Below are 21,164 nucleotides of genomic sequence, written 5' to 3' on the forward strand. Positions count from 1 at the left end.
ATAATTTTATTAAGCTTTTTTCTTTCCGTTACCGGTTACAGTATTCAGTAAACCGGAACGAATACATATCCATATATAATTTATAAAAGATTTATCAATTTCAGGGGAGGCTTCAATCTTGCCATGTCTAAAGCTACCCTGATCTGTTTTAGAGCCACCTTTCACCAATAAATTTACAAGAAAACTGGTAGTTTTTCGTATGCTTAGCAGATCTTTCTTCAGTACCTTAAATTCAAAATCTTCATATTTCATCTTCATGTCTCCTGCCGCCCGCTGTTTATTCCCGCTGAAGGTAAAGAAAAGCTCATCTACCCATCCTTTCGAGGCAATACCCATATTAGTCTTTAAAAAAGGATTAATTTTTGTTGCATTAAAATTAAACGCTTTTCCGGCTACCATGAAGTTTCCTTCAGGATTTCCGGTTTTTGTTTCCATTTCAAGGGTAATTGGGGAAGAATCCATGAGTTGAGCGTTTAGTATTATCTTGATCTCCTGTTGATCTAAGTTTGAAATATTTGAAAAAGTACCTTGTATATCAGTAAAAAGTATTGGTTGCGGCTCAACCTCCTCTCTGGTTTTTTCTAAATAAGACAGTGATGAAGATGAAACCGAGGTATGTAAAAGGTGTATGGGAAAAGAAAGATCTTCCAGCATTTCAGTATAATTTTTTTTTGGTAATGTATCGTTAGGCAAAGTTTTATCACGATAAACCGTGCACTCCAGTGTTTTAATATCAATACTATCCGCAAAAAATGCTCTTTTTTCATTCTCTAAGGGCATAGTGATATTGGAAACCTGAAAATTTTTGATGGTTAGATCAAAATGATCCCTTTCTTTATTTAGTATTTTTGACAGCGTTTCTTTATCATACTTTGTTTTGATTTTCAAATTTTCAGCATTTAAATCATTTTTCAATAGTGCCAGATTATCTATATGTAAGGTATCAAATTCATTTAGCTTCATAAAAATATCTTCAGCGTTGATCTTTAAGGATAAAGTATCAAAAGAAGGGTTGATGATAGGTCCTTCGGGAAGTTCCAGTTGATCGATTTCTACAGAATATTTAGGTACTTTCCATAAGATATCACCGGTTCGAGGGTCGGTTTCTTTTCCCCCCGCATCAAAAACCCTGAATTCTTCAATAGAAACATAAGGAAAATTCATATTGCTTTTCTTTTTACTTTTTAACTCTTCAGGCCTTTGCATTATTTGTGTCTTAGGGCTGTATAATTCCAGTGACCGAACTTTAATAGTATTTTTTTTGATCAGGGAGCTAAAGCCAATTCCCGAAGCACGAACCATCTTAGAGTCTATCCTAAAAAATGTATCTTTCGTAACCGAGCTCGTATCTGTTCTAAAAGAGAGATCTTTTAGTTCTATAGAACGTGATAATAGGTTGAACCTGAAACTTGTATAATCTAACAAGAAGTCTTTGGGAATCTCATTCTGTATAACACTTTCGATTTTACGCGAGAGTATATTTTCACAAAGAAAAAAAAGAAATATAAAACCAATACATACCAGGATGAATCTTTTTAACCTTTTGACTGTGAGCTTATATTGCATAAAAGTATATTTATTAAAACTAAAATTCATGATTTAACCCCATCCAAATAGTGATTACAAGAGAATACCCTTGTGTGATTTCTTTTCTGCTTACCAGTTACAGGAATGTATTGTCACTAGGTTGGCAGTACTTTTTCTAAGTTTCTACTTTACTTAGGGTAGCCATTCACTATCTGTGATTACTCAACTTAATTAGGTGTTATAGTTTTGCTTCATCACCTTCAGTTTCTTTTCCAAATTCGTTTTTATAGATTTTTATTATGGCCAGAAAAATACTTACTAATAAAGGGCCAAAGATAAGACCTATAAATCCAAATAAGGGCAAACCGATAAGAACACCTATTAATGTAATAAGGGGGTGTACATTGTCTAGTTTTTTTATTACAAACAAACGAATAAGGTTATCGGTAGACCCCACCACGATTAAACCATACAGCAGAATTCCCCATGCCTGATAGCTATCGCCGTTGGTCCAGGAAATAAAAAAAACAGGAAGAATCCCCAATAGTGTGCCTATAATAGGGATCATTGACCCAATGAACACGATAACTGCCCAGAAAACGGGTTCTTCAATATTAAAAATCAGAAATCCTATGAGGGCAACAACAGCCTGAGTTAATGCAACCAAAGGGATACCCAGTGCATTGGCTCTTACCATAGCTTTGCTTTCTTGTTCAATTAGTTTTAGACTGGAATCTGCCATAGGGATATAATTAAACAAGGCACTACGTAATTTTTTTCTGTTATTGAGCATATAGTACAATACAAAATACATTATACCAATGCTTATCATAGTTTCAATAGTACTACCCAGGAGACTGCTTAAATTTGAAGATAACCAATCAATAATGGAGGTTTCTTGAATTTTATCAAGCAGTTTTACTCCCAGGTATTGTTCCAAATCATTCAATGAATCTCTTAATTTCTCTGACATATTATCTGAACTACCGAAGACAGTTTGAATTTTACGACTGAACATCAATGCAATTCCGGATATAGGTACCAGAATCAGAAAAAAGGAAATTAGAATAAGAAATAAGGCACATATTGGAGAAGGCCATCCATAACCCTCCAGTTTTTGCATAGGTTTGTAAAGAAGGATGTATAGAGTTACTGCCCCCAGGAGGCCTGTTAAATAAGGAGTAATTTCCCGAAAAATAATAATTCCAAATCCAATTATAGTGAAAAGTATAAAAAACTGTCGTATTATATTGGGGTGAACGATTCTCATTTTTACTCCTGTGTATAAACTTTATATCTCAAATATCCATCAATATGATCTGGCTTCTTAATTCTTTTCAAAACAAGATTGACCCAATCCTGTATTTTAGATTAATTTCAGGGTGAAATTCAAGGCTCCTGATCGATCTCTGAAACTTTTCTTAAGTCCCGGTCAATTTCAAGAATTTGATCGGGAGAAGGATAGTACTTTCGAATTTTATTTTTATAAGATTCCGGTAGTTCCGTATGGCTAAGAATAAAATTCTTTGTTCTTATCAAATATGTACCGTAACCTGCTTTCACAGCATACGTATCTGCCCTTAGTTCTGCTTTCCTCATGAAACTTCTCGAAAACAAGTACAAAAAGCCAAAACGCAGTAGTTTTTGAGTCGAAAGCTTTTGGTAATCCATAATATGACCAAGTTCATGGGCAAACCACCCGATTTTTACTTCCGAAGGGAGCTTTGAAGTAGCGAAGGTAGTCTTTGCAATAGTAAAAGTTTTACTTACCAAGACCAGATACCTTCTTTCTTCTCTTTTTTTGAAAATATCTAAAAATCTGGGTTGTGCCATCATAACACTCCCATTGAGTGATTTTTTTAACTTAAATTGAATATTCTCTTTTTTCAGGCTTTTAAAGCCTTTAAGAGCTTTTTCAACTTCAGAAGCTATCTCAACAGGTACAGATTGGATCATAGTTTTATAATAAAGGTGCAAAGAATTTGGCTACTCCTTCAAAGAATTTTTTATAGCCGGGTCTTCTTTTAAAAGTGTCATAACTCAGTTTTTTAGCATTCGCCACATGCTGGTCAAAATCTTTAAGAACTTCATGGGCAGTCTTTTTGTGAAATAAGAGTGCATTGGTCTCAAAATTATGTTCAAAGCTTCTAAAGTCAAAGTTTCCCGAACCTACAGATACTAAATCTTTATCTATAATTATTAGCTTGCTATGCGTAAAATCTTTTCGTAAATAAATGTCAACCCCTGCTTCCAGCAAATCTTCAAAATTGGAATACATGCCATACTTGGCAAGAATAGAATCTGATTTTTGGGGTACCAGCAGTTTTACTTTTATGCCTTTTAAAGCTGCCATTTTCACGGCGTGTAATACTGTTTCTCCGGGAATGAAATAAGGGTTGCATATACATATCTCATTTTGCGCCTGGTTGATCATAGCTACATACTGCATCATAACCGAAGGAAATTTTGAGTCAGGCCCGCTGCTTACTATCTGTACAATGGCCTCTCCTGACTTTTCCTGTTTAGGAAGGTACTCATCTGTAAACAGAGACTGCCCTTTACTGGAGTGATAATAATCCCTTAGAAAAACCTGGTGAAGCCTGTTAACCGATGGCCCTGCTAAACGTACATGAACATCTCGCCATCTGCCCAGCTCATCTTTATTGCTCACATATTTATCTGAAATATTAATTCCTCCTGTAAAACCCAGAACCCCGTCAATGATTACAATTTTTCGATGATTTCGATAATTAAGGCTAAATAAAAAATTACCGAATCGAATAGGCATAATGGGATGAAGTTCTACGCCAAGGTCCAGAAATCTCTGCTTTCTCTTCCCTCGAAAAAAAAAGCTCCCAAAAGAGTCATAGATCAGACGTATTTCAACGCCTTCCTGTATTTTCTTTTGAAACAGCTCATAGAGTTTATCCTGAAGTTTTCCTTTCTCAAAAATATAATATTGCAAATGGATAAACTTCTCGGCTTTTTCCATAGAGCTGAACAATGCTTTAAAGGTTTCTGCACCATTGTGTAAAACGGTGATGTCATTTCCGGCAGTAGGATATTCTTTGGCAGCATTTTTTAGTAGAAATGCCAATGATCTAAAGTTGATATGATCTCCGAAATCTGTAAGCTCTTCGGTTTTTGTATAGGTCTCTTTTTGGTCTAAGTTTACTCTGTTGAGATATCGGTTCCTGCGGAACAACTTAAACTTTCTTCTGTTTACACCAAACAAATAATAAAGAATGGGACCACCAAAAGGGAAAATGAAAATGGTAAGTATCCACCCTAATGATTTGGTAGGGCGTGAACCATACATGATCACGCTAAAAACGGCCCATACCGTAAAGAGAAGATATAAAGTTAATAGCCCTATGTTCATTTGTTTAAGTTACCGTTTTTCAGGAGATAATTAGTCTTGATAATGAATGATAAAAAATAATTTTATGATCAAATAAAAAAGTTAAGCCCGTACAGTCATTTTTTACCCGTAAATAGGAAAGGGTTTGCTGTAATATAGACAGAGAGCCACCCCATACTTTCCCTGTTTATGTAAAAAAGAATTAGACGACTCAAATTACTGTCTCACCCTCACATTTAGAAAAGGCATTTTTTAGTATGAATAAAAAAGAACGCCTGGAAGAGCGTTCTTTGGCTTTTAAATCAGTAATGCATTAATTATCATCAACTGCATCTTCAACTTCCTCAACTCCTTCTTCAACCGCATCTCCTGCCTCTTCAAGGCCTTCTTCAACTTTCTCTGCGGCTGATTCTTCTCTGGTACATCCTTCACAACTCATCAGACTAAAAGTCATACTTGAAAGTAGTACCATGCAAAATAATAAAACGAATTTTCTCATAGTGTGTTTAATTTTTATTTAAGTTTAAAACTATACTTTCTTTTTACCGGTGATCAATGAAAAAACAAAGGCAATTAAAAATATAAAGAACAATATTTTGGCAATAGAAGCAGCACCTTCTGCGATACCGCCGAACCCAAAAATTGCGGCTATAATGGCCAAGATGATAAATGTAACTGTCCAACGTAACATAATTAGTTTTTTTAGTTTTTAGACAGACTTTCTGTCTTCATTACAAATATCAAATGTTTTTCAATGATTTTTTAATCCATATAGGAAGCATTTTGACTCATTTATGAGAATAGATTACCAAATCGTAATAAAATCACTAAAATTATAATTTGATCAAAAGAAAGATGAGACTAATTAATGTATCTTTAAAATATTAAAAAAAATATGGAAGGAAAAGTTGTCGTAAATACTATAGATGTTCATGAGGCGATTAAAAGTCTTTCACAAGTTTTTAGTACTGACTATGAACAAGAGAACAATGAAATGTGTTTTCAGATCCCGGAAAAATGGGGTAAAGGATACGTAAATGCGGTATCTTTTTCTCATGGTGTCGGCATCTTAGATATTGATATTCGATTAAATGAACCGTTGGTGCTGGAATTTAACAACTCTAATATTCAACCTTTAAAATTTTTATATAATCGTGAAGAAATCATAAAACACACATTTTCTGATAGTGATGATGAAACAGATATCAATCGTCTGGAATCTATAATGGTAGCAGCAGATATTCATGCCGAGCATGTTCTTGTTTTTAGACCGGATAAATCAATTTGTGTATTCATAATATCTGTTAACCGAAAAGAATTTGAAAAAAAGGTAGAAGATTTTCTGCCAGGCATGAATAAGGAACTGGAAGCTTTGTTTCGAGATGTTAATGGGATTAACAGGTTTTTATATCAGGGGTATTATAGCCTGGATATTGCTGAAAACATTGAAGCTTGTATTGAATGTGAATTGACTGATTTTCCAAGATCTGTTTTTCTGGAGGGAAAAGTTTACGAAATATTGGGGCATCAGTTAAGGCAGTATCTGGATGATCTCAACACTCCTGAAAAAAGAAAGATATTAAGGAAAAGTACGCTAAATGCCATTGAACAGGCAGCGGAAATAATTACTCAGGAACTCGACAGGGTAGATAATGTTCTAAGACTTGCAAAAAGAGTAGGGTTAAACCAAAACACCTTACAGCAGGGCTTTAAACAAGTGTATGGTAAATCAATAAATGCATACATGAAGGATTTGAGGCTGAAACAGGCCAAGGAACTTCTTGAAAGTTCTGATATGAATATCACAGAAATAAGTTATGCAATAGGGATCAATTCCAGAAGTTATTTTTCAAAAATCTTCAGAGAAAAATTTGGAATGACCCCAAAAGAATACCGATTCAATTCCCAAGGCAAAGTTTCATAATTAATGTAAGATCACGTTTCATTTGGTTTTTATCTGTATAGAACAAAAACCACTGTTTTTTGTTAAACATTCTTTCAAAACTGTCAAACATTTTTTTTAACTCTTAAGTTCTTTGTCCAACTAAGTTTTGGAGTGAATGAGAATACTTGAAATTAATCAGGAAAAAGGGAGTGAAGCTTTAAATGAACTAGGTGAGAGACTAAATGCTAAAGTGACGAGAAAATGGGGTGAGCATATTTTAGAATTTAATAATGAGTACGGTAATGGTATCATAAAATCAATAACCTTTAATTGGGGTGTTACTCTGTTTGATTATGATGTGTGTCTAAATGAAGATACTACACTTGTACTTACCGAAAGTAGTGGGTTTACTGTAGAGTTTGTCTTTATTACAGAAGGCAATCTTAAATTATTCATAGGTGGTACTGAAGCACTTCTTGAGCTTAAATGTTATCAAAACATAATTATCTCTCCTAAATTAAAAGAAAGCCATGCATTTATTTTCCCGGAGAAAGTAAATGTGAAGGTAAATGTTATTCATATTGTTACAAATGATTATTTGAAAAAGAAAAACCACAATCTCAATTACCTTAACGAGATTTTGTATTCTATTTTCAGGGAAATACCTATTCATTTGCCTTATTCGCATTTGGGCAACTATAATCTTTCTATAGCCAACGAGGTAAACCAATTAAAAGCAAACAGGGAAGAGGGTATTATACGTACACTTTCTATTGAAGGAAGGTTAAATCTCATTCTGGCAATGCAGTTGATGGAGCATCACAATCTGGAAAAGAAAAAAACCCGGCCCGATTCTTTTTCACATGAAGAAATTAATAGATTATATAAACTCACGCAATATATTATTGAAAATATTGAAGAACCTCTTCATGTGTGCAAATTGGCAAAAGAAATAGGTATGAACCCTAAAAAACTACAATTGGGTTTCAATCTCCTTTTTGCTAAATCAGTTAATGGTTACATACGTCAATTGAAGTTACAACTTGCGCGTGATTATCTTAAAAACTCTGATCTCACTATTTCGGAGATTGTCTATAAAATTGGTTTTAGAAGCCGAAGCTATTTTTCAAAAATATTCTTTGAAGAATATGGAATATTACCTAGAGAATATAGAAGCAAACTTAGCAGGTTTATTTAGGCAAGGGTATATTTACATAATTAACACGGTCTAGGAGGCCTGAATATCGGATTTCATTTTTATAAAATTCTTTGGCTACAGGATCTGCCTGAAAACCAAGACCCGGTTCTTCATTTAATAAATTCATGATTTGCTTTATGGAAGTTTTATTAGAAACCCAACGATCTTTTTGACCAGATGAAAGAGCAAAGGGCATGTGGGTGCCTAAATGTTGTATTTGCGATAACTCCTCATTAAAAGTAGTGGTAATAAGTGCACTGGTGAAAAAACCATCATCTAGCTGGCTGTATATACCTGCCATAGCAAATGGGGTCATGTTAGGTAAATGAATGTGATAAGGATACACCTTACCATCAAATATATAATTAGTAAAAAATCCGGTCGCTATAATAATACAGCGTTGATGAGTAAGTAGTTTGGAGAGCCATTTTGACTTTTCAATTTTATCTGCCTCAATATTCAATGTGTTCATTTGACTTTGAAAAATATCCCATTCCTCTTTAAAACCTTCTGGTAAAAGCCCCCAGATGGCGTGGTGAATCCACTCATCTGCCCCTTGTTTAACTATAGGAATAAGAGATTCATTCAGGCCATTGACAAGCTGATTTTTCTTATAAATCTTGGGATGTTTAAAACGAGACCCGAAGGTGTCTTCTATCTTTTTCAATTCTGCGACATTTGATAGCTTATAATACATCTTCCTTTTTTTTCGTAAAATTCAGAATAAAATACTTTTTTGCTTTGTTGTAAAACTTTAAATTCTAACTCATTTCATTGAAAAACAAATGTTTATTACCTTTTAGTGAACAGGAGTACTAATTATGGTAATTTTTTTGGAATTCTTTAACCAAAAAACAATAGGAGAGTATAGAATGCTCTATTGCATTAAAGACAAACGGTTTTAATACGTTTTTTGGTTTAATTTGCAGCGAAAAACAGTTACCAGACCTATTTTAAAGTTCGTGAAATGGTAGTGGTGAAATACCTGGCGTCTGGGAGATAATTTATAACTGTGTACTCAGTTTGCATGAATATTTTTTAACTGGTATCCTCATTCTCAAAATACAGTAAGAAGCAAATTTTAATAAAAATCCTTAAAAAAAGCGGCCTGAGCCGCTTTTGAAGTGTTTAAGGTTATATTTTTTAAGCTATATCCTCCATTTTAAGAACACTGGCAAGACTGTTTTTTATCTTAATTCTTTGAGCGTTCAGAATTTCACGAGTTGTTGTGGGAAGATTGTTTTCCTCTAAGACTTCATTATATTCTTCCAGTGCAGCTTTTTCTCCGCGAATGACTTCTTCTAAGATGGCCTCCTCTTTATTTCCTGAAAAGAAGGCTTTCACATCCATCCATGTGCGATGTGCTTTAGACACATAACTGTCATTATCAGTAGAATCCTGCCCATAAGTCGCCACCTCATTTTTTAACTGTTGGGCAAACACTGAGCGTTCATGAGAGCAACTCTCAAAAAACTTTTTAAGGGCTGTATTGTTAACATTTTCAGCAGCCTTTTTAAACCCCTTTTCCGCATCCAGATTTTTTTCGATAAGCATATTTAACTGGTTGGAAATCTTTTCTGTGTATGTATTCATAAGTGTAAATTTTTAGGTTAAACATTAATATCTGGAGTAAAAGTACTCTAAAGCATATCATTGTTTTAACCGTATTAATGAGAAAATTAACGCTATCACGAAGCTCAGATTTCTTTAAAAGTGTTTACGCTTTATCAGAGGTTAACTTCTTAACAACGTCTTCGGAGATATCCAGGGTTCGAATAGGAAAAGGTATAGTAATGTTATTTTCATCGAAGGTTTCCTTTATAGAAATTAAGGCCTCGGTTTTAGCACGGGCCACTTCGAGAGCAGAAGTAGAATTAATACTAAACCGTACTTCAAAGTTAATCGAGCTGTCACCAAAACCGGTATATAGAAAAATAATATCTTCGAAATCAGTTAAGGCATCAAACTTGTTTTGCAAAGCTTCTTTTACTAACGTTCGTACCTGGCGAAGGTTAGAGTCATAGGCCACACCACATTCCAAAATCACTCTTGACTGCGCTGTGGTTGAATAATTTTTAATCGGGTTTTCTACCACTAATTTATTGGGAATATAAACCAGATTATTATCAGGTTGTTTTAAAGTAACAGCGCGTAAATCAATATTCACGACCTCTCCTTCATAGTCTTTTACAGCTATCCAGTCTCCAAACTTAATATGTTTGATATAACTGAGAACAATACCCGAATATGTATTGGCCAGTGCTCCTTGCAATGCCAAGCCCACTGCCAACCCAGCAACTCCCGCACCGGCTAAAATGGCATTCAGTGTTTTACTTAGATTGAGAATTCCCAATACCAGGAACAGGCCGACTAAAATGATAGCTACAGCCGAGAGTTTGCCAATCAAATTAACCATAGAAGCTTGCAAGCTGCTTTTCTTTAAGAATTTGATAACTAGCCTATTAACATATTTAGAAATAAAATAGCATATCAAAAAAACCAGAATAGCTATTATAATGTTAGGCAGATTAATAACAAACTCATTGGACCAATCAACAAGTTTATTTAACATTTCGCTCCAAGCCTCATTGAAACTTTTCTTCATAATAATTTTTTTAACTTATAATTTCACAATTACAAACGGTAATATCTATGTTTTTCAGTTGTTTAAGTTATACATTTATGTTAGTTTTCAGTAAAGTATTTTTAGGCATGTATCGGAAAAACATAGATTGTTTAAATTTTTTTGTCTTTTACTTATACATTAATTACAGTAAGAACCTGGGAGATCCCAAGAATATAATGTTATCAAAAAAGCAAGAAATTAATTTTTAATAACGATCTAAAATACTGAACCGGAATTAAAAAACATGGAATTTTTTAAATCTATTTTTTTGGGATGTGAATAAATTGAAATCGACCAAAATAATTCAAATAAAGCCTTATTACATAAAACGGATCCTGTCTGATCGATAGCCGGGACTCTTGTAAACAAACGAATCAAACCCTAAAAGTTTTTACGATCTTTGAAGCTACCTGTCTTGTTCTCAATATATCTTCTTCACTTTATTGAAAAAAATTAATAGTTGCTAATAAGGTTACGGCTATCTGCTTCTTATCTCACAAGATCTTTCTTCTTTACTGTTTTTATAGTTGTGTGATAAAAGTATAGTGCAAGTTCACACCATAAAATACATGTTAAAAATAAAGTTTTGACACTGTTTTGTGGTGCTTAAATGATTGAAATGTTGATAAAATTGAAAAAGATCATTTAATGAAACCAGTCAAACTTTTAAGTATTGTAGGCAATAGTTTTCGTAACATATATACATCTTTACTAGTAAAGATCAACAAATGAAAAAAGAACCTACATTAATTTGTATTCCTGATATTAGTGGCTTTACCAAGTTTATGAGCGAGATGGATTTTGAGCTAAGTTCAAAAGTCATTCCCACTCTATTAAATAATATTATTTATAATAACCAAATAGGTCTGGAGATCTCGGAAATTGAAGGAGATGCCATACTTTTTTATAAAAAAGGAAAGGTGCCACAACTTGAATTGCTTATAGAACAATGCCGATCTTTTCATCTGGAATTTTATAAGCAAATGTATCGGTTAGAGCACAAGTATAAAGCCCGAAAAGATTCTATAAAGATCCCTAAAATATTAGGCCTGAAAATCATTCTTCATTTAGGATATGACATTGCTCCTGTTAAAATAGGAAATCACATAAAATTGTTGGGTGAAGATATCATTCTGGCACATAGGTTACTCAAGAATAAAGTTCCTTTTGATGAATACATCCTTTTTTCTGAGCCTTTAATGCAGTATTATAGAGATACTAATGTGAAATGGAATACAGATTGGGGAAAATTATTTACGGTTAATGAAGAAATAGAATATTTGGGAGAAATTCTTTACAACTATATTGAATTGCGTTCACATGAAAAAACAGACTGACCATATACGGTAGTATCTACATCCTTGATAATTTGTTAAAACCGTTAATATAGATAGCATTTGAGCAAAACGAGATACAGCTTACATTTTATCTTGCAATCATAAAACTTAGAAAAATGACATATTTAAATTTAAACGAAAAAAAATTAGTTCCCGTAGTTGGGGAATTAAACAAGCTATTGGCAGATTATAGTATTTATTATCAAAACTTAAGAGGTTTTCACTGGAACATACTAGGTAAAAACTTCTTTGATCTTCATGAAAAATTTGAAGAATTGTACAATGATGCCAAAATAAAAATTGATGAAATAGCAGAGAGAATTTTAACGCTGCGATATCACCCTGTAAGTAAGTATAGTGATTATCTTAAGATCTCTTCTATTTCTGAAGATACAGGTCTCATAGATGACCGGGAGATGGTAAAAACATTGTTAACCAACCATGGAAATCTTTTAAATCGTATGCGGGAAACTCTTAAACTGGCAGAAGATGCCGGTGATGAAGGAACTATAGATATGATGGGAAGTTATATTGCTTCTTTAGAGAAATCGAGTTGGATGCTAGATGCATGGATTAAAAAAACGACCGACCAGCTTAAACAAAGTGGTATGGTTAAAACATCTTAAAGTTAAACTTACAGGAACCATATGGAAAAATCAATAAATATTGTTTGGGATAAATTAAGTACCTGGGGAACTACTTTTATAGAAAATCTTCCTAACCTTGCAGTGGCTCTCTTGGTGATGGTTTTTGCTTTTATTACCGCAAGAATAATCAGCAAATGGGTACAAAGACTGCTTAGCAAAAGAGTACCACAACGCAGTATTGCGAATCTCATAGGCAAGATAAGTGCAGTAGGTGTAGTACTTATTGGGTTGTTTTTAGCGCTGGGCGCCTTGAACCTTAGCAAAACACTAAATACCATACTGGCAGGAGCCGGAATCTCGGGATTGATTATAGGTTTGGCTCTCCAGGGATCATTATCCAATTTATGGGCAGGGATCTTAATTGCCTTTCGAAAGTATATTCAATTGGGTAACTGGATTGAAACAAACGGTTATTCCGGACAAGTAACCGATATTAATCTCAACAATTTAGTAATAAGGGAGTTTGATAATAACCTGGTTGTTATCCCGAATAAAATGGTTGTGGAAAATCCATTTAAGAACTACTCTCTTACTTCACGAATACGCGTAGCTGTAGATTGCGGCGTTAGTTATGAATCTAATCTCGACAAAGTAGAAAAAATAGTTTCCAGTGCAATAAGTCAGGTTTTTCCACAAAAAAAAGAAGATGATATTGAGATCTATTATACCGGTTTTGGAGACAGTGCCATTACCTTTACCTGCCGCTACTGGGTTGAAGGCGAAAGTGTCAAAAACAAACTGGATGCTGTTAGTAAGGGTATGAAAGCTATTAAAAAAGCGTTCGATCAAAATAATATAGATATCCCTTTTCCTATAAGAACACTGGAATTTTCAAACCGCTTAAAATTGCAGAAAGAAGATATTTCTTGATAGGTAAATTCATGCTAACTTGGCTGGCCAATACTAACAAAATTGACAGTAAGTAACTATTGTAAGTACTTTTTTCCATTTTCCTGATTTATTTGAAAGTACATTCAGAAATGCAAAGGCTCTTAACCGGAGCCTTTTTTGTATTAAACAAATTCCGTTATGAGACCCTTTTTTCGTTGAACGTTAAACAAAGCGTTTCAAAAATCATTTACTTTTGCTAGGAAATGTGGATAGATAATTCATTTTGTTTCAAACGATTAACAAAATCAAATAATTTATGACCGAAATTAACATTACAGCCGAGGATACCGCAGGCACGGTAAAGCAGATTCAAGAAGTTATTGGAGGTCGAATAGAAGAACGCTGGGGAGAACATATTCTTCACGTTAGCGGTTCTCTTGCCAATGGCATTATTCGTTTCATTACATTTGACTGGGGAGTAAGTCTTCTAGAATATGATATCACCTTCTATGATGATATTAAATTAATAATGGATGCTTCCAGATACAATCCCATACATTTCGCATATTGTCTGGAAGGTTATTGTAAACACCGTTTTGAGTATCAATCTGAAAATGAAGTAAAAACTTTGGAACAGTTTCAATCAGTAATTATAACCAGCAGAAAAGGAGGGTTGAACTTTGGATACTTCCCTAAGAACGTTCCTTTAGAAATAAACGTAATTCAAATTACAAGAAAAAGTTTTCTTAAAAAGCGACTCAATGGAGTAGAGCTTTTAAATAACAAGCTGTATGAAGTCTTTCATGATCTGGATGATCAAAATACATTTGCTTTTTACGGGGCTTATGATCTGCGCCTGGCTGATAAAATAAGTGCATTGCGAAGTGTAACATCTAAAGGTATGATTCGTATTATGCAGATAGAAGGGTTAATATATCAAATATTATCAAATCACATTGCCGATCATGAACAGTTTGTAAATGAAAAACGTTTACCTACAACATTGCTTAACAGGGAATTGAAAATTGCACGTGATCTGGCAAAACAAATTGTTGCCAATCCGTCAAAAAATTATCGGTTGGACGAACTTTCTTTAGAAACGGGTCTTTCTCAGGCCAAACTACAGGAGGCTTTTAAACTTTTATACACCCGCACGGTAACCGAGTATATTCGGCACGTGCGTCTTGAAGCAGCCAGAGACTATCTTAGGGAGACCGATATGAATATCTCACAGGTAGTTTATTCGGTAGGGTTTAGCAGCCGCAGCTATTTTTCAAAAATATTCAAGGCGAAATACAACATTAGCCCAAGTGATTTTAAAGAAAATGTTTTGGCACAAATTGAAGTATCCACATAAAAAAAGTATTCCCGTTTTTAGGAATACTTTGCTGAAAATATTAAATGTGCTTCAAGCTAACGAATTATTTTTTTCAAGATCAACATAAAACCATATCGGCCTGCAAACCGAAGGATCTTCTTAAGAAGCGGATTAATAACAAGTTTACTTCTTAATTGAAAACCCATGGCTTTTGCTTCTTCTTTTGCAATTTTGCGTTCAAGATCATAGATCTTTAAATCCCGTTCAATCTCTTCTAATGATTCGTATACCTTCATCTTTAATTAAAATAAGTTTTAGATAGTTTACGAATAATGCTTTTAAAAATTCTTTTGCGAAGCAAAAGAACCAGGCCTGCAAACAGAACAAAGAGGAAAGCAATACACACATACCCTAAAGCCATATTATCAAATACTTTTCCCAGAGCAATCGCTCCGGAAAGAGCCATAAAAACGATGCCAAAGAGAAGAAGGCTTCCAACAATAAACACCTCTACAAAGGATGTAGAAAGTATGGCTATTTGCTGGAAAACCTTCAGATGATAATATTTCCTGGTAGCCTTAACATAGTTTTCGCCTGTTTCCACAGCCGAGGTATTTTGAGGAATATTAACTTCTTTCGGCATTTTAAGCAGATTGGAGTTTCTTATTCTTCTCTTTCAAAGTCTTCAATTTACTTTCTAATGAAGTAATAAGATCCTCGGCCTTATAACTGGCATCTGTTACAATAGCATCTATTCTAGTATCTAAACTCGCTTTTTGAGTTTCAACATTCTCAATAATAGCATCTTTTATTTGATTTGCTTTTTCTCCGATCTCATGGGTCGTTTTACGAGCCTGATCAGAAATTTTCTTACGGGTTACCGAACCTTTCTCAGGAGCGAAAAGTATTCCTAAAGTGGCCCCAATGGCAGTTCCTGCCAATACACCTAAAACAATATTCGTGTTATTACTCATAGCTAAATGTTTTTAGAATTATTAATTAATTTTCTTACTATCACAAATATCGTGAATCTTCTGTTCATTTCTTTGCTCTTTTCATTAGTTTATTTGCTTATTTCAGTTGGAGAAATAGATCAAGATTTATCGCAAATGAACCAATGAGAAATACCGAGTTCAAATATCTTGCTAGCGATAAAATTTAAATAAAACAAAAAAAAGATTTATGAAACAGGGAGAAGAAAGATTTCATTTAGCAAAAGAAGAAAAAAATGAAACGAGAAATTATATTTTTCAAAAGAATAAAAAGACCTGGATAGGCTTTATATTTATTTTGATAGTACTGCTCATTTTGATTTTATTGGTCATTCTCTCGGGTGCTATTCTTTAATTTTAAAGTGCCTTTCTTCACTAGAATTTTCAATACTCCTTCATTTAGCCCATTAACTAATTCGCTTTCAGGCGGATCAATTTTCAAGTATGATTAAGCAGCAAATTCATAGTATGTTTTTAATAGGTATGGCTGGCTATTTTTGTATGGCCGGCCTTACCCAGAACTTATATTCCCAGAATACTGATTATAAAACCTCGGGTTCAAAAAAAGTGTTACATACTATTTACACAGTAGGAGGTGTTGGAAACTTAAAAAAGCCAAATACTAATGAATTGTTAGCACAGCTTAAGTTAGAACTTGCCAATTCACCGGCATCTGCTTCACTTTTGTATCTGGGTGATAATATTTCAGAGGAGGAAGATGACTGGAAAACCGATTTGGAATATCTGAAACTTCAATTAAACATTATAAGAGATTTTAAGGGGCAAACATTCTTTCTTCCGGGAAATAATGAATGGATGGCATACAACGCCTTGAAAGTAGAGCGTTTGCAGGATCATGTTAAAGATCTGGATAAAGATCTGGTTACTTTTCTGCCAAAAAATGCCTGTCCTTTAGAACATAGGGTCATTAATGAAAACCTCGATATTATTTTTATAGATTCCAAATGGTTTATTTCCAACTGGTCAAGGCTTAATAACATAAACTTTAAATGTACTGATATTGTAACCCGAAGAAGGTTTGTAGAGGTTTTAGAAGGGTACATTAATGATAGTCAGGGAAAAAATCTGCTTATTGCCATGCATCATCCCGTTTTCAGTAATGGAAAATACGCAGGGCAAACCATACTTAAAGATCACTTATTGCCATTGCCCGTTCTGGGTACCATATGGAGTGAATTTAAAAATCTGGGCGCCTTTGATCCCGACTATTTAAACGCTTATAAATATCAATTTTTACGAGTAGTGGTAACGGCGCTTGCTAAAAATTCAAAAAGGATAACCATAGTTTCGGCTCACGAAAACAGTTTACAGTTCTTAGAGGGTGAAGGAATAACCCAAATCATTACAGGAACGGTTTCAGAAACAGCTCCCGTGCATCTTACCAAAGATATAATATCAGCTCCGGGGGGTACTTTATCCTATAAAGGGCATTTCGGTATTGCTGCACCGGGATATAGCAAGATACGTTATTACGATGACGGGAGTCACGACGTAGAATTTACTTTTATGGACAAGGGTGTTATAAAAACACACAAGAGCAGCCTTTCTGCTAAGGATGTGGTTAGCGAACCCCAGAAATTTATAAAACTGAACAAAAGCTTTAAAAATACGTCCATCTACAAAAAAGAAGATACAGAAAGAACAGGGGCCCATAAATTTTTATGGGGTCAGCGTTACCGTAAATACTACGGAGAAAATATAAAAGTTCCCGTAGCTTATCTTGATACGCTTTACGGAGGCCTCAGCGTAGTTAAAAAAGGGGGAGGCCACCAGTCTAATACCCTACGTTTAAAAGACACCAGTGACAGACAGTACAACATGCGATCGCTAAAGAAGAATGCTCTGCGGTTTTTACGCTTTAAGCTTCCTGGTTTTACCTTTGACCAGAAAGATTTTGAAGATACCTGGGTACAGGATGTAGTGAAAGACTTTTTCTCTTCCGCCCATCCCTATATGCAAGTCGTAGTCAATCCTTTGGCGCAGGCCGCTAAAGTTAACCATTCGGATGTAGATCTGTTTTATATACCTAAACAAAAAGCACTTGAGCCTTTTAACGATTTGTATGGAGATGAATTGTATTATATTGAAAGAAGACCTTCAGACGAACAGGAGCAATACCCGGGATATCAAAGAATGTTTAAGGAAAAAGGATCTATTGAAGATTTTGAAAGTACAACAGACATGTTGGAGAAATTAAAAGAGGATGAATCATACGTTGTTGATGACGAAGCCTATATAAGGGCCAGGGTTTTTGATATGTGGATAGGGGACTGGGATCGTCATCATGATCAATGGCGATGGATGGAGTATGAAAAAGATAATGAGAAATTGTTTGTTCCCATACCTCGGGATAGAGACAACAGCTTTCCTAAATTTGACGGCGCTTTTCTAAAAGCATTCAAACTGTTTATCCCTTCCGTAAGACCCTGGCAAACTTTTGATAAAGAGATCAAAAACCTAAAATGGTTAAACATATACGGAATGCCTCTGGATAAAGCGCTTACCAGTAAAAAAGAAGCCAGAGAATGGAGAGAAATAGCAAAAAAAATTGCCGATAGCATAACAGCAGATGATATTGAGGCCGCTTTTAAAAAACTTCCTCCGGAATTTATAGATAGCACCAGTCATAGAATAAAAGAATACTTAAAAATACGTTTAAACAAATTACCGCAATGGGCGTATGAATACGGGCAGTATCTAAACAAAATCGTTTCTGTTAAAGGGACGCATAAAGATGATCAATTCATTATTACCCGTAATGAAGACGGAACCACTACAATAACCGGAAAAAGGTTACTTAAAGACAAACCCGACCCCATTTTTTATAAAAGGACCTTTTACCCTGAGCAGACCAGAGAAATTCATGTGTATGGTCTTAATGATAAAGACGAGTTTGAAGTTCGGGGTTCAGGCAAATCTGAGATCAAGGTCAGGCTAATTGGAGGATATGGAGAGGATTCATATAAAATAAAGAATGCAAAAAGAACAAAAGTATATGACTGGAAACATGAAAAAACAATTCTTGAAGGTGAAAAACCAAAAACGCTGTTTACCAACCAGTATAAAGTGAATACATATCACTGGCGATATCATAAACCTAACACCAATGTATTACTGCCTCTGGCAGGGTTTAGAACTGATGACGGTATTTTCTTTGGAGCTTCTAATGTATATACAAAAAGAGGAATTAATGGTAACCCTTTCAGAGAGCGACATACCTTGGGAGCCAGATATTATACCGGTTTTCAGGCCTTTCAAATAGATTATAAAGCTATTTTTGGTAATGTATTTCCCGACTGGAACCTGGAGTTTGAAGCATTTTATACTTCAGACCGTTATGCGCGAAACTTTTTTGGCTTGGGAAACAACAGCGTTAATTTAGAAGACAATCTGGATATTGATTTCTATCGGGCACGTTTACGTCAGTTCAGGTTAACTTCTGGACTTACGTTTCAGAGTCTTAAAGTTAAGTTATTATATGAGTCATTCCAGGTAACAGAAAATGAAAATCGTCTATTCAATACAGATAACTTTAATGAAAGCATTTTCGAAAATCAACAATTTTTGGGTACAGAAATGTCTGTAAGATACGATATAGATGATTCGGGAGACTTTCCTACCAGAGCCTTGCGTATGGAATTGAATGCAGGATATAAATTTAATACTGAGATCAGTAATAACAGGTTCGGATATGTTGGGCTTTCACTAGGGTTTGATCGAAAGCTTATACCTTCCGGTAATGTGGTAGTATCTTCAGATTTGGCCTGGAGAACTAACTTTGGAGGTGACTATTTTTTCTATCAGGCACCATCAATAGGAGGAAATAATGGATTGAGGGGTTTTAGAGATGAACGTTTTACGGGAGATTCTTATTTCTATCAAACTACTGATGTAAAGCTTCGTTTAAAAAGATTTATCACTTCAGTAGCCCCTGTTAATTTGGGGATCTATGGAGGGTTTGATTACGGACGGGTTTGGCAGTCCGGAGAAAACTCCGGAAGATGGCATACCTCACAGGGAATAGGTGTTTGGCTGGGAACCCTGGGTGCTATTTCTTTACAAGCCGGTTGGTTCAATTCCGTAGAAAATAATTTGATTCAAATAGGTTTTGGGTTATCTTTCTAAAAAAAATACCGGAAGTAAAACACCTAAGACAAGAGAAATACATGAAAACGACAAAAATAATAGAAGGGGTTGAAGAGTACGTGTATTCCCTGTGGGGGAACAGAATCAGCGGGGATCTCGTCTTTCATAATTTTCAGCGAACGTTGAGTATCGTACAGTCAGGTAACGAGTTAATTAAAAACACCGATATAGATAGGGAAACTGCTAATAACATCCTACTGGCATTATGGTTTTTCTATTCGGGTTTTACAAAAAGTTACGAAAATGCTTTAAAAGAAAGCCTTGTACTGGCAACACATTTTCTTGAAGAAAACAAAGCCGATAAAAAAACCATTGCATCAGTACAAGACCTGATACGGTTCAATCAAAAAGATACAAGTGCGTGGGGTACCAAAGAGCATATCTTATCAGATGCCATTACCGCTTATGTAGGATCTAAACAATTTATCACATTATCAGAACTAAAAAGAGAAGAAATTAATTCTCATACTTCAGAAAACTATACAATTGCAGAATGGACAAAGAAAATGCAGAAATATCTGAGAACAGAGCATTCTTTTTATACAGCGTATGCTCAGGATACCTGGAACGGCAGTAAAAAGAAGAATCTTAAAAAAGTAGTAAAAGCGAAAAAGAAATGGTTTAATAAGAAGAAAAGAGAAAAACTTAAACAGAAGTTAAAGGCTGAAAACCCCGATAGGGGAGTCCAGACTTTGTTTAGAGTAGCTCTCAGGAACCATATTAAACTAAGTGATATTGCAGATACAAAAGCGAACATACTTCTTTCGGTGAACGCTATTATCATTTCTTTGGCCCTATCCAATTTAATTCCAAAATTAGACAACCCGTCAAACACTTACCTAATATATCCTACCTTATTATTCGTAATATTTAGTGTGGTTTCCATGATTTTATCTATAATAGCAACCCAGCCTAACATAACCAGGGGAGAATTCAGCAAGGAAGATGTAAAAAAGAAAAGAGTAAACCTTATTTTTTTTGGAAATTTTCATAAAATGTCTTTAAAAGATTATGAATGGGCAATTTTTGAAATGTTGAAAGATCAGGATTATATTTATAGTAATCTCTCCAAAGATTTATACTTTCTGGGAACTGTTTTAGAGCGAAAGTATCGAATTCTCCGCTGGAACTATATGGTATTCATGACAGGTATTATCATTTCGGTAATAGCTTTTTTCATGGCTTTTAAGATTGCCGGAACCGAAAGATTGTTATAGGTACAGTCTGTATCAATAAAAAATGGCCAATAAAAATAAATTTATTGACCAATGGTAA

21 protein-coding genes and 1 pseudogene are annotated in these 21,164 nt (G+C 34.5%); 9 read left to right on the forward strand and 13 right to left on the reverse strand.

Features of this window, described 5'->3' with window-relative positions; all coding sequences use genetic code 11:
• Nucleotides 1-9 precede the first annotated feature (9 nt).
• From WAO84_RS10545 to WAO84_RS10570, 6 genes are all read right to left on the reverse strand, one after another.
• Nucleotides 10-1,566, reverse strand: coding sequence for a hypothetical protein (locus WAO84_RS10545; protein WP_340065640.1), 1,557 nt, complete (start codon nt 1,564-1,566; stop codon nt 10-12).
• A gap of 199 nt (nt 1,567-1,765) precedes the next feature.
• A complete protein-coding gene (locus WAO84_RS10550; RefSeq protein ID WP_340065641.1) occupies nt 1,766-2,797 on the reverse strand; it encodes an AI-2E family transporter in 1,032 nt (343 codons plus the stop codon).
• 119 nt (nt 2,798-2,916) lie between these two features.
• Nucleotides 2,917-3,483 carry a M48 family metalloprotease gene (locus WAO84_RS10555; RefSeq protein WP_340065642.1) on the reverse strand — a complete coding sequence of 189 codons (567 nt, stop codon included), beginning with the start codon at nt 3,481-3,483 and terminating at the stop codon, nt 2,917-2,919.
• Nucleotides 3,484-3,487: 4 nt separating this feature from the next.
• Nucleotides 3,488-4,909, reverse strand: a complete 1,422-nt coding sequence (gene cls, locus WAO84_RS10560; RefSeq protein ID WP_340065643.1) for a cardiolipin synthase — start codon at nt 4,907-4,909, stop codon at nt 3,488-3,490.
• 292 nt (nt 4,910-5,201) lie between these two features.
• Complete coding sequence (locus WAO84_RS10565; RefSeq protein ID WP_340065645.1) at nt 5,202-5,360, reverse strand: hypothetical protein; 159 nt, start codon at nt 5,358-5,360, stop codon at nt 5,202-5,204.
• A 57-nt stretch (nt 5,361-5,417) separates the two neighbouring features.
• Nucleotides 5,418-5,579: a DUF1328 domain-containing protein gene (locus WAO84_RS10570; RefSeq protein WP_340065647.1), complete on the reverse strand. Its 162-nt coding sequence runs from the start codon at nt 5,577-5,579 to the stop codon at nt 5,418-5,420.
• A 204-nt stretch (nt 5,580-5,783) separates the two neighbouring features.
• Between WAO84_RS10570 and WAO84_RS10575 the strand changes: the two genes are divergently transcribed.
• Entirely contained in the window at nt 5,784-6,812 is a 1,029-nt protein-coding gene (locus tag WAO84_RS10575; protein WP_340065648.1) for a helix-turn-helix domain-containing protein, read from the forward strand.
• A gap of 136 nt (nt 6,813-6,948) precedes the next feature.
• Nucleotides 6,949-7,971 carry a helix-turn-helix transcriptional regulator gene (locus WAO84_RS10580; RefSeq protein WP_340065649.1) on the forward strand — a complete coding sequence of 341 codons (1,023 nt, stop codon included), beginning with the start codon at nt 6,949-6,951 and terminating at the stop codon, nt 7,969-7,971.
• Here the strand turns inward: WAO84_RS10580 and WAO84_RS10585 are convergent.
• The 4 genes and pseudogenes from WAO84_RS10585 to WAO84_RS10600 all read right to left on the reverse strand — a co-directional run.
• Nucleotides 7,964-8,668 (reverse strand): SOS response-associated peptidase family protein, encoded by a 705-nt coding sequence (locus WAO84_RS10585; RefSeq protein ID WP_340065650.1) that lies wholly within the window; start codon nt 8,666-8,668, stop codon nt 7,964-7,966. The two genes, WAO84_RS10580 and WAO84_RS10585, sit on opposite strands and share 8 nt — an antisense overlap.
• 446 nt (nt 8,669-9,114) lie before the next feature.
• Nucleotides 9,115-9,564 carry a ferritin-like domain-containing protein gene (locus tag WAO84_RS10590; protein WP_340065652.1) on the reverse strand — a complete coding sequence of 150 codons (450 nt, stop codon included), beginning with the start codon at nt 9,562-9,564 and terminating at the stop codon, nt 9,115-9,117.
• A 124-nt stretch (nt 9,565-9,688) separates the two neighbouring features.
• Nucleotides 9,689-10,387 (reverse strand): mechanosensitive ion channel family protein, encoded by a 699-nt coding sequence (locus WAO84_RS10595; RefSeq protein WP_340065755.1) that lies wholly within the window; start codon nt 10,385-10,387, stop codon nt 9,689-9,691.
• A gap of 27 nt (nt 10,388-10,414) precedes the next feature.
• A pseudogene (locus WAO84_RS10600) lies at nt 10,415-10,576 on the reverse strand (mechanosensitive ion channel family protein); the annotation flags it as partial.
• 749 nt (nt 10,577-11,325) lie between these two features.
• Between WAO84_RS10600 and WAO84_RS10605 the strand changes: the two are divergent.
• The 4 genes from WAO84_RS10605 to WAO84_RS10620 all read left to right on the forward strand — a co-directional run bounded on the left by WAO84_RS10605 (nt 11,326) and on the right by WAO84_RS10620 (nt 14,769).
• Nucleotides 11,326-11,934, forward strand: coding sequence for a DUF2652 domain-containing protein (locus tag WAO84_RS10605; RefSeq protein WP_340065653.1), 609 nt, complete (start codon nt 11,326-11,328; stop codon nt 11,932-11,934).
• Nucleotides 11,935-12,050: 116 nt separating this feature from the next.
• The gene (locus WAO84_RS10610; protein ID WP_340065654.1) at nt 12,051-12,560 is read left to right on the forward strand and encodes a Dps family protein; all 510 of its coding nucleotides are present in this window, start codon (nt 12,051-12,053) and stop codon (nt 12,558-12,560) included.
• A gap of 21 nt (nt 12,561-12,581) precedes the next feature.
• A complete protein-coding gene (locus WAO84_RS10615) occupies nt 12,582-13,451 on the forward strand; it encodes a mechanosensitive ion channel family protein (RefSeq protein ID WP_340065656.1) in 870 nt (289 codons plus the stop codon).
• 277 nt (nt 13,452-13,728) lie between these two features.
• On the forward strand, nt 13,729-14,769 hold the full coding sequence (locus WAO84_RS10620; RefSeq protein ID WP_340065657.1) for a helix-turn-helix transcriptional regulator: 1,041 nt from the start codon (nt 13,729-13,731) through the stop codon (nt 14,767-14,769).
• A 56-nt stretch (nt 14,770-14,825) separates the two neighbouring features.
• Here WAO84_RS10620 and WAO84_RS10625 read toward each other — a convergent pair whose 3' ends face one another.
• The 3 genes from WAO84_RS10625 to WAO84_RS10635 are packed head-to-tail and all read right to left on the reverse strand — an operon-like array spanning nt 14,826 to nt 15,704.
• Nucleotides 14,826-15,026: a hypothetical protein gene (locus tag WAO84_RS10625; RefSeq protein WP_340065658.1), complete on the reverse strand. Its 201-nt coding sequence runs from the start codon at nt 15,024-15,026 to the stop codon at nt 14,826-14,828.
• A gap of 2 nt (nt 15,027-15,028) precedes the next feature.
• Nucleotides 15,029-15,373 (reverse strand): hypothetical protein, encoded by a 345-nt coding sequence (locus WAO84_RS10630; protein WP_340065659.1) that lies wholly within the window; start codon nt 15,371-15,373, stop codon nt 15,029-15,031.
• 1 nt (nt 15,374) lies between these two features.
• Complete coding sequence (locus WAO84_RS10635) at nt 15,375-15,704, reverse strand: YtxH domain-containing protein (protein ID WP_340065661.1); 330 nt, start codon at nt 15,702-15,704, stop codon at nt 15,375-15,377.
• 208 nt (nt 15,705-15,912) lie between these two features.
• On the opposite strand from WAO84_RS10635, the gene WAO84_RS10640 reads away from it, so the two are divergent.
• The 3 genes from WAO84_RS10640 to WAO84_RS10650 all read left to right on the forward strand — a co-directional run bounded on the left by WAO84_RS10640 (nt 15,913) and on the right by WAO84_RS10650 (nt 21,106).
• Nucleotides 15,913-16,077, forward strand: a complete 165-nt coding sequence (locus WAO84_RS10640) for a hypothetical protein (RefSeq protein ID WP_340065663.1) — start codon at nt 15,913-15,915, stop codon at nt 16,075-16,077.
• An 89-nt stretch (nt 16,078-16,166) separates the two neighbouring features.
• A complete protein-coding gene (locus WAO84_RS10645; protein WP_340065665.1) occupies nt 16,167-19,868 on the forward strand; it encodes a ShlB/FhaC/HecB family hemolysin secretion/activation protein in 3,702 nt (1,233 codons plus the stop codon).
• 41 nt (nt 19,869-19,909) lie between these two features.
• On the forward strand, nt 19,910-21,106 hold the full coding sequence (locus WAO84_RS10650; protein WP_340065667.1) for a Pycsar system effector family protein: 1,197 nt from the start codon (nt 19,910-19,912) through the stop codon (nt 21,104-21,106).
• The last annotated feature ends 58 nt before the right edge of the window (nt 21,107-21,164 follow it).

This window comes from Ascidiimonas aurantiaca (assembly GCF_037646345.1).
GTDB classification, from domain to species: domain Bacteria; phylum Bacteroidota; class Bacteroidia; order Flavobacteriales; family Flavobacteriaceae; genus Ascidiimonas; species Ascidiimonas aurantiaca.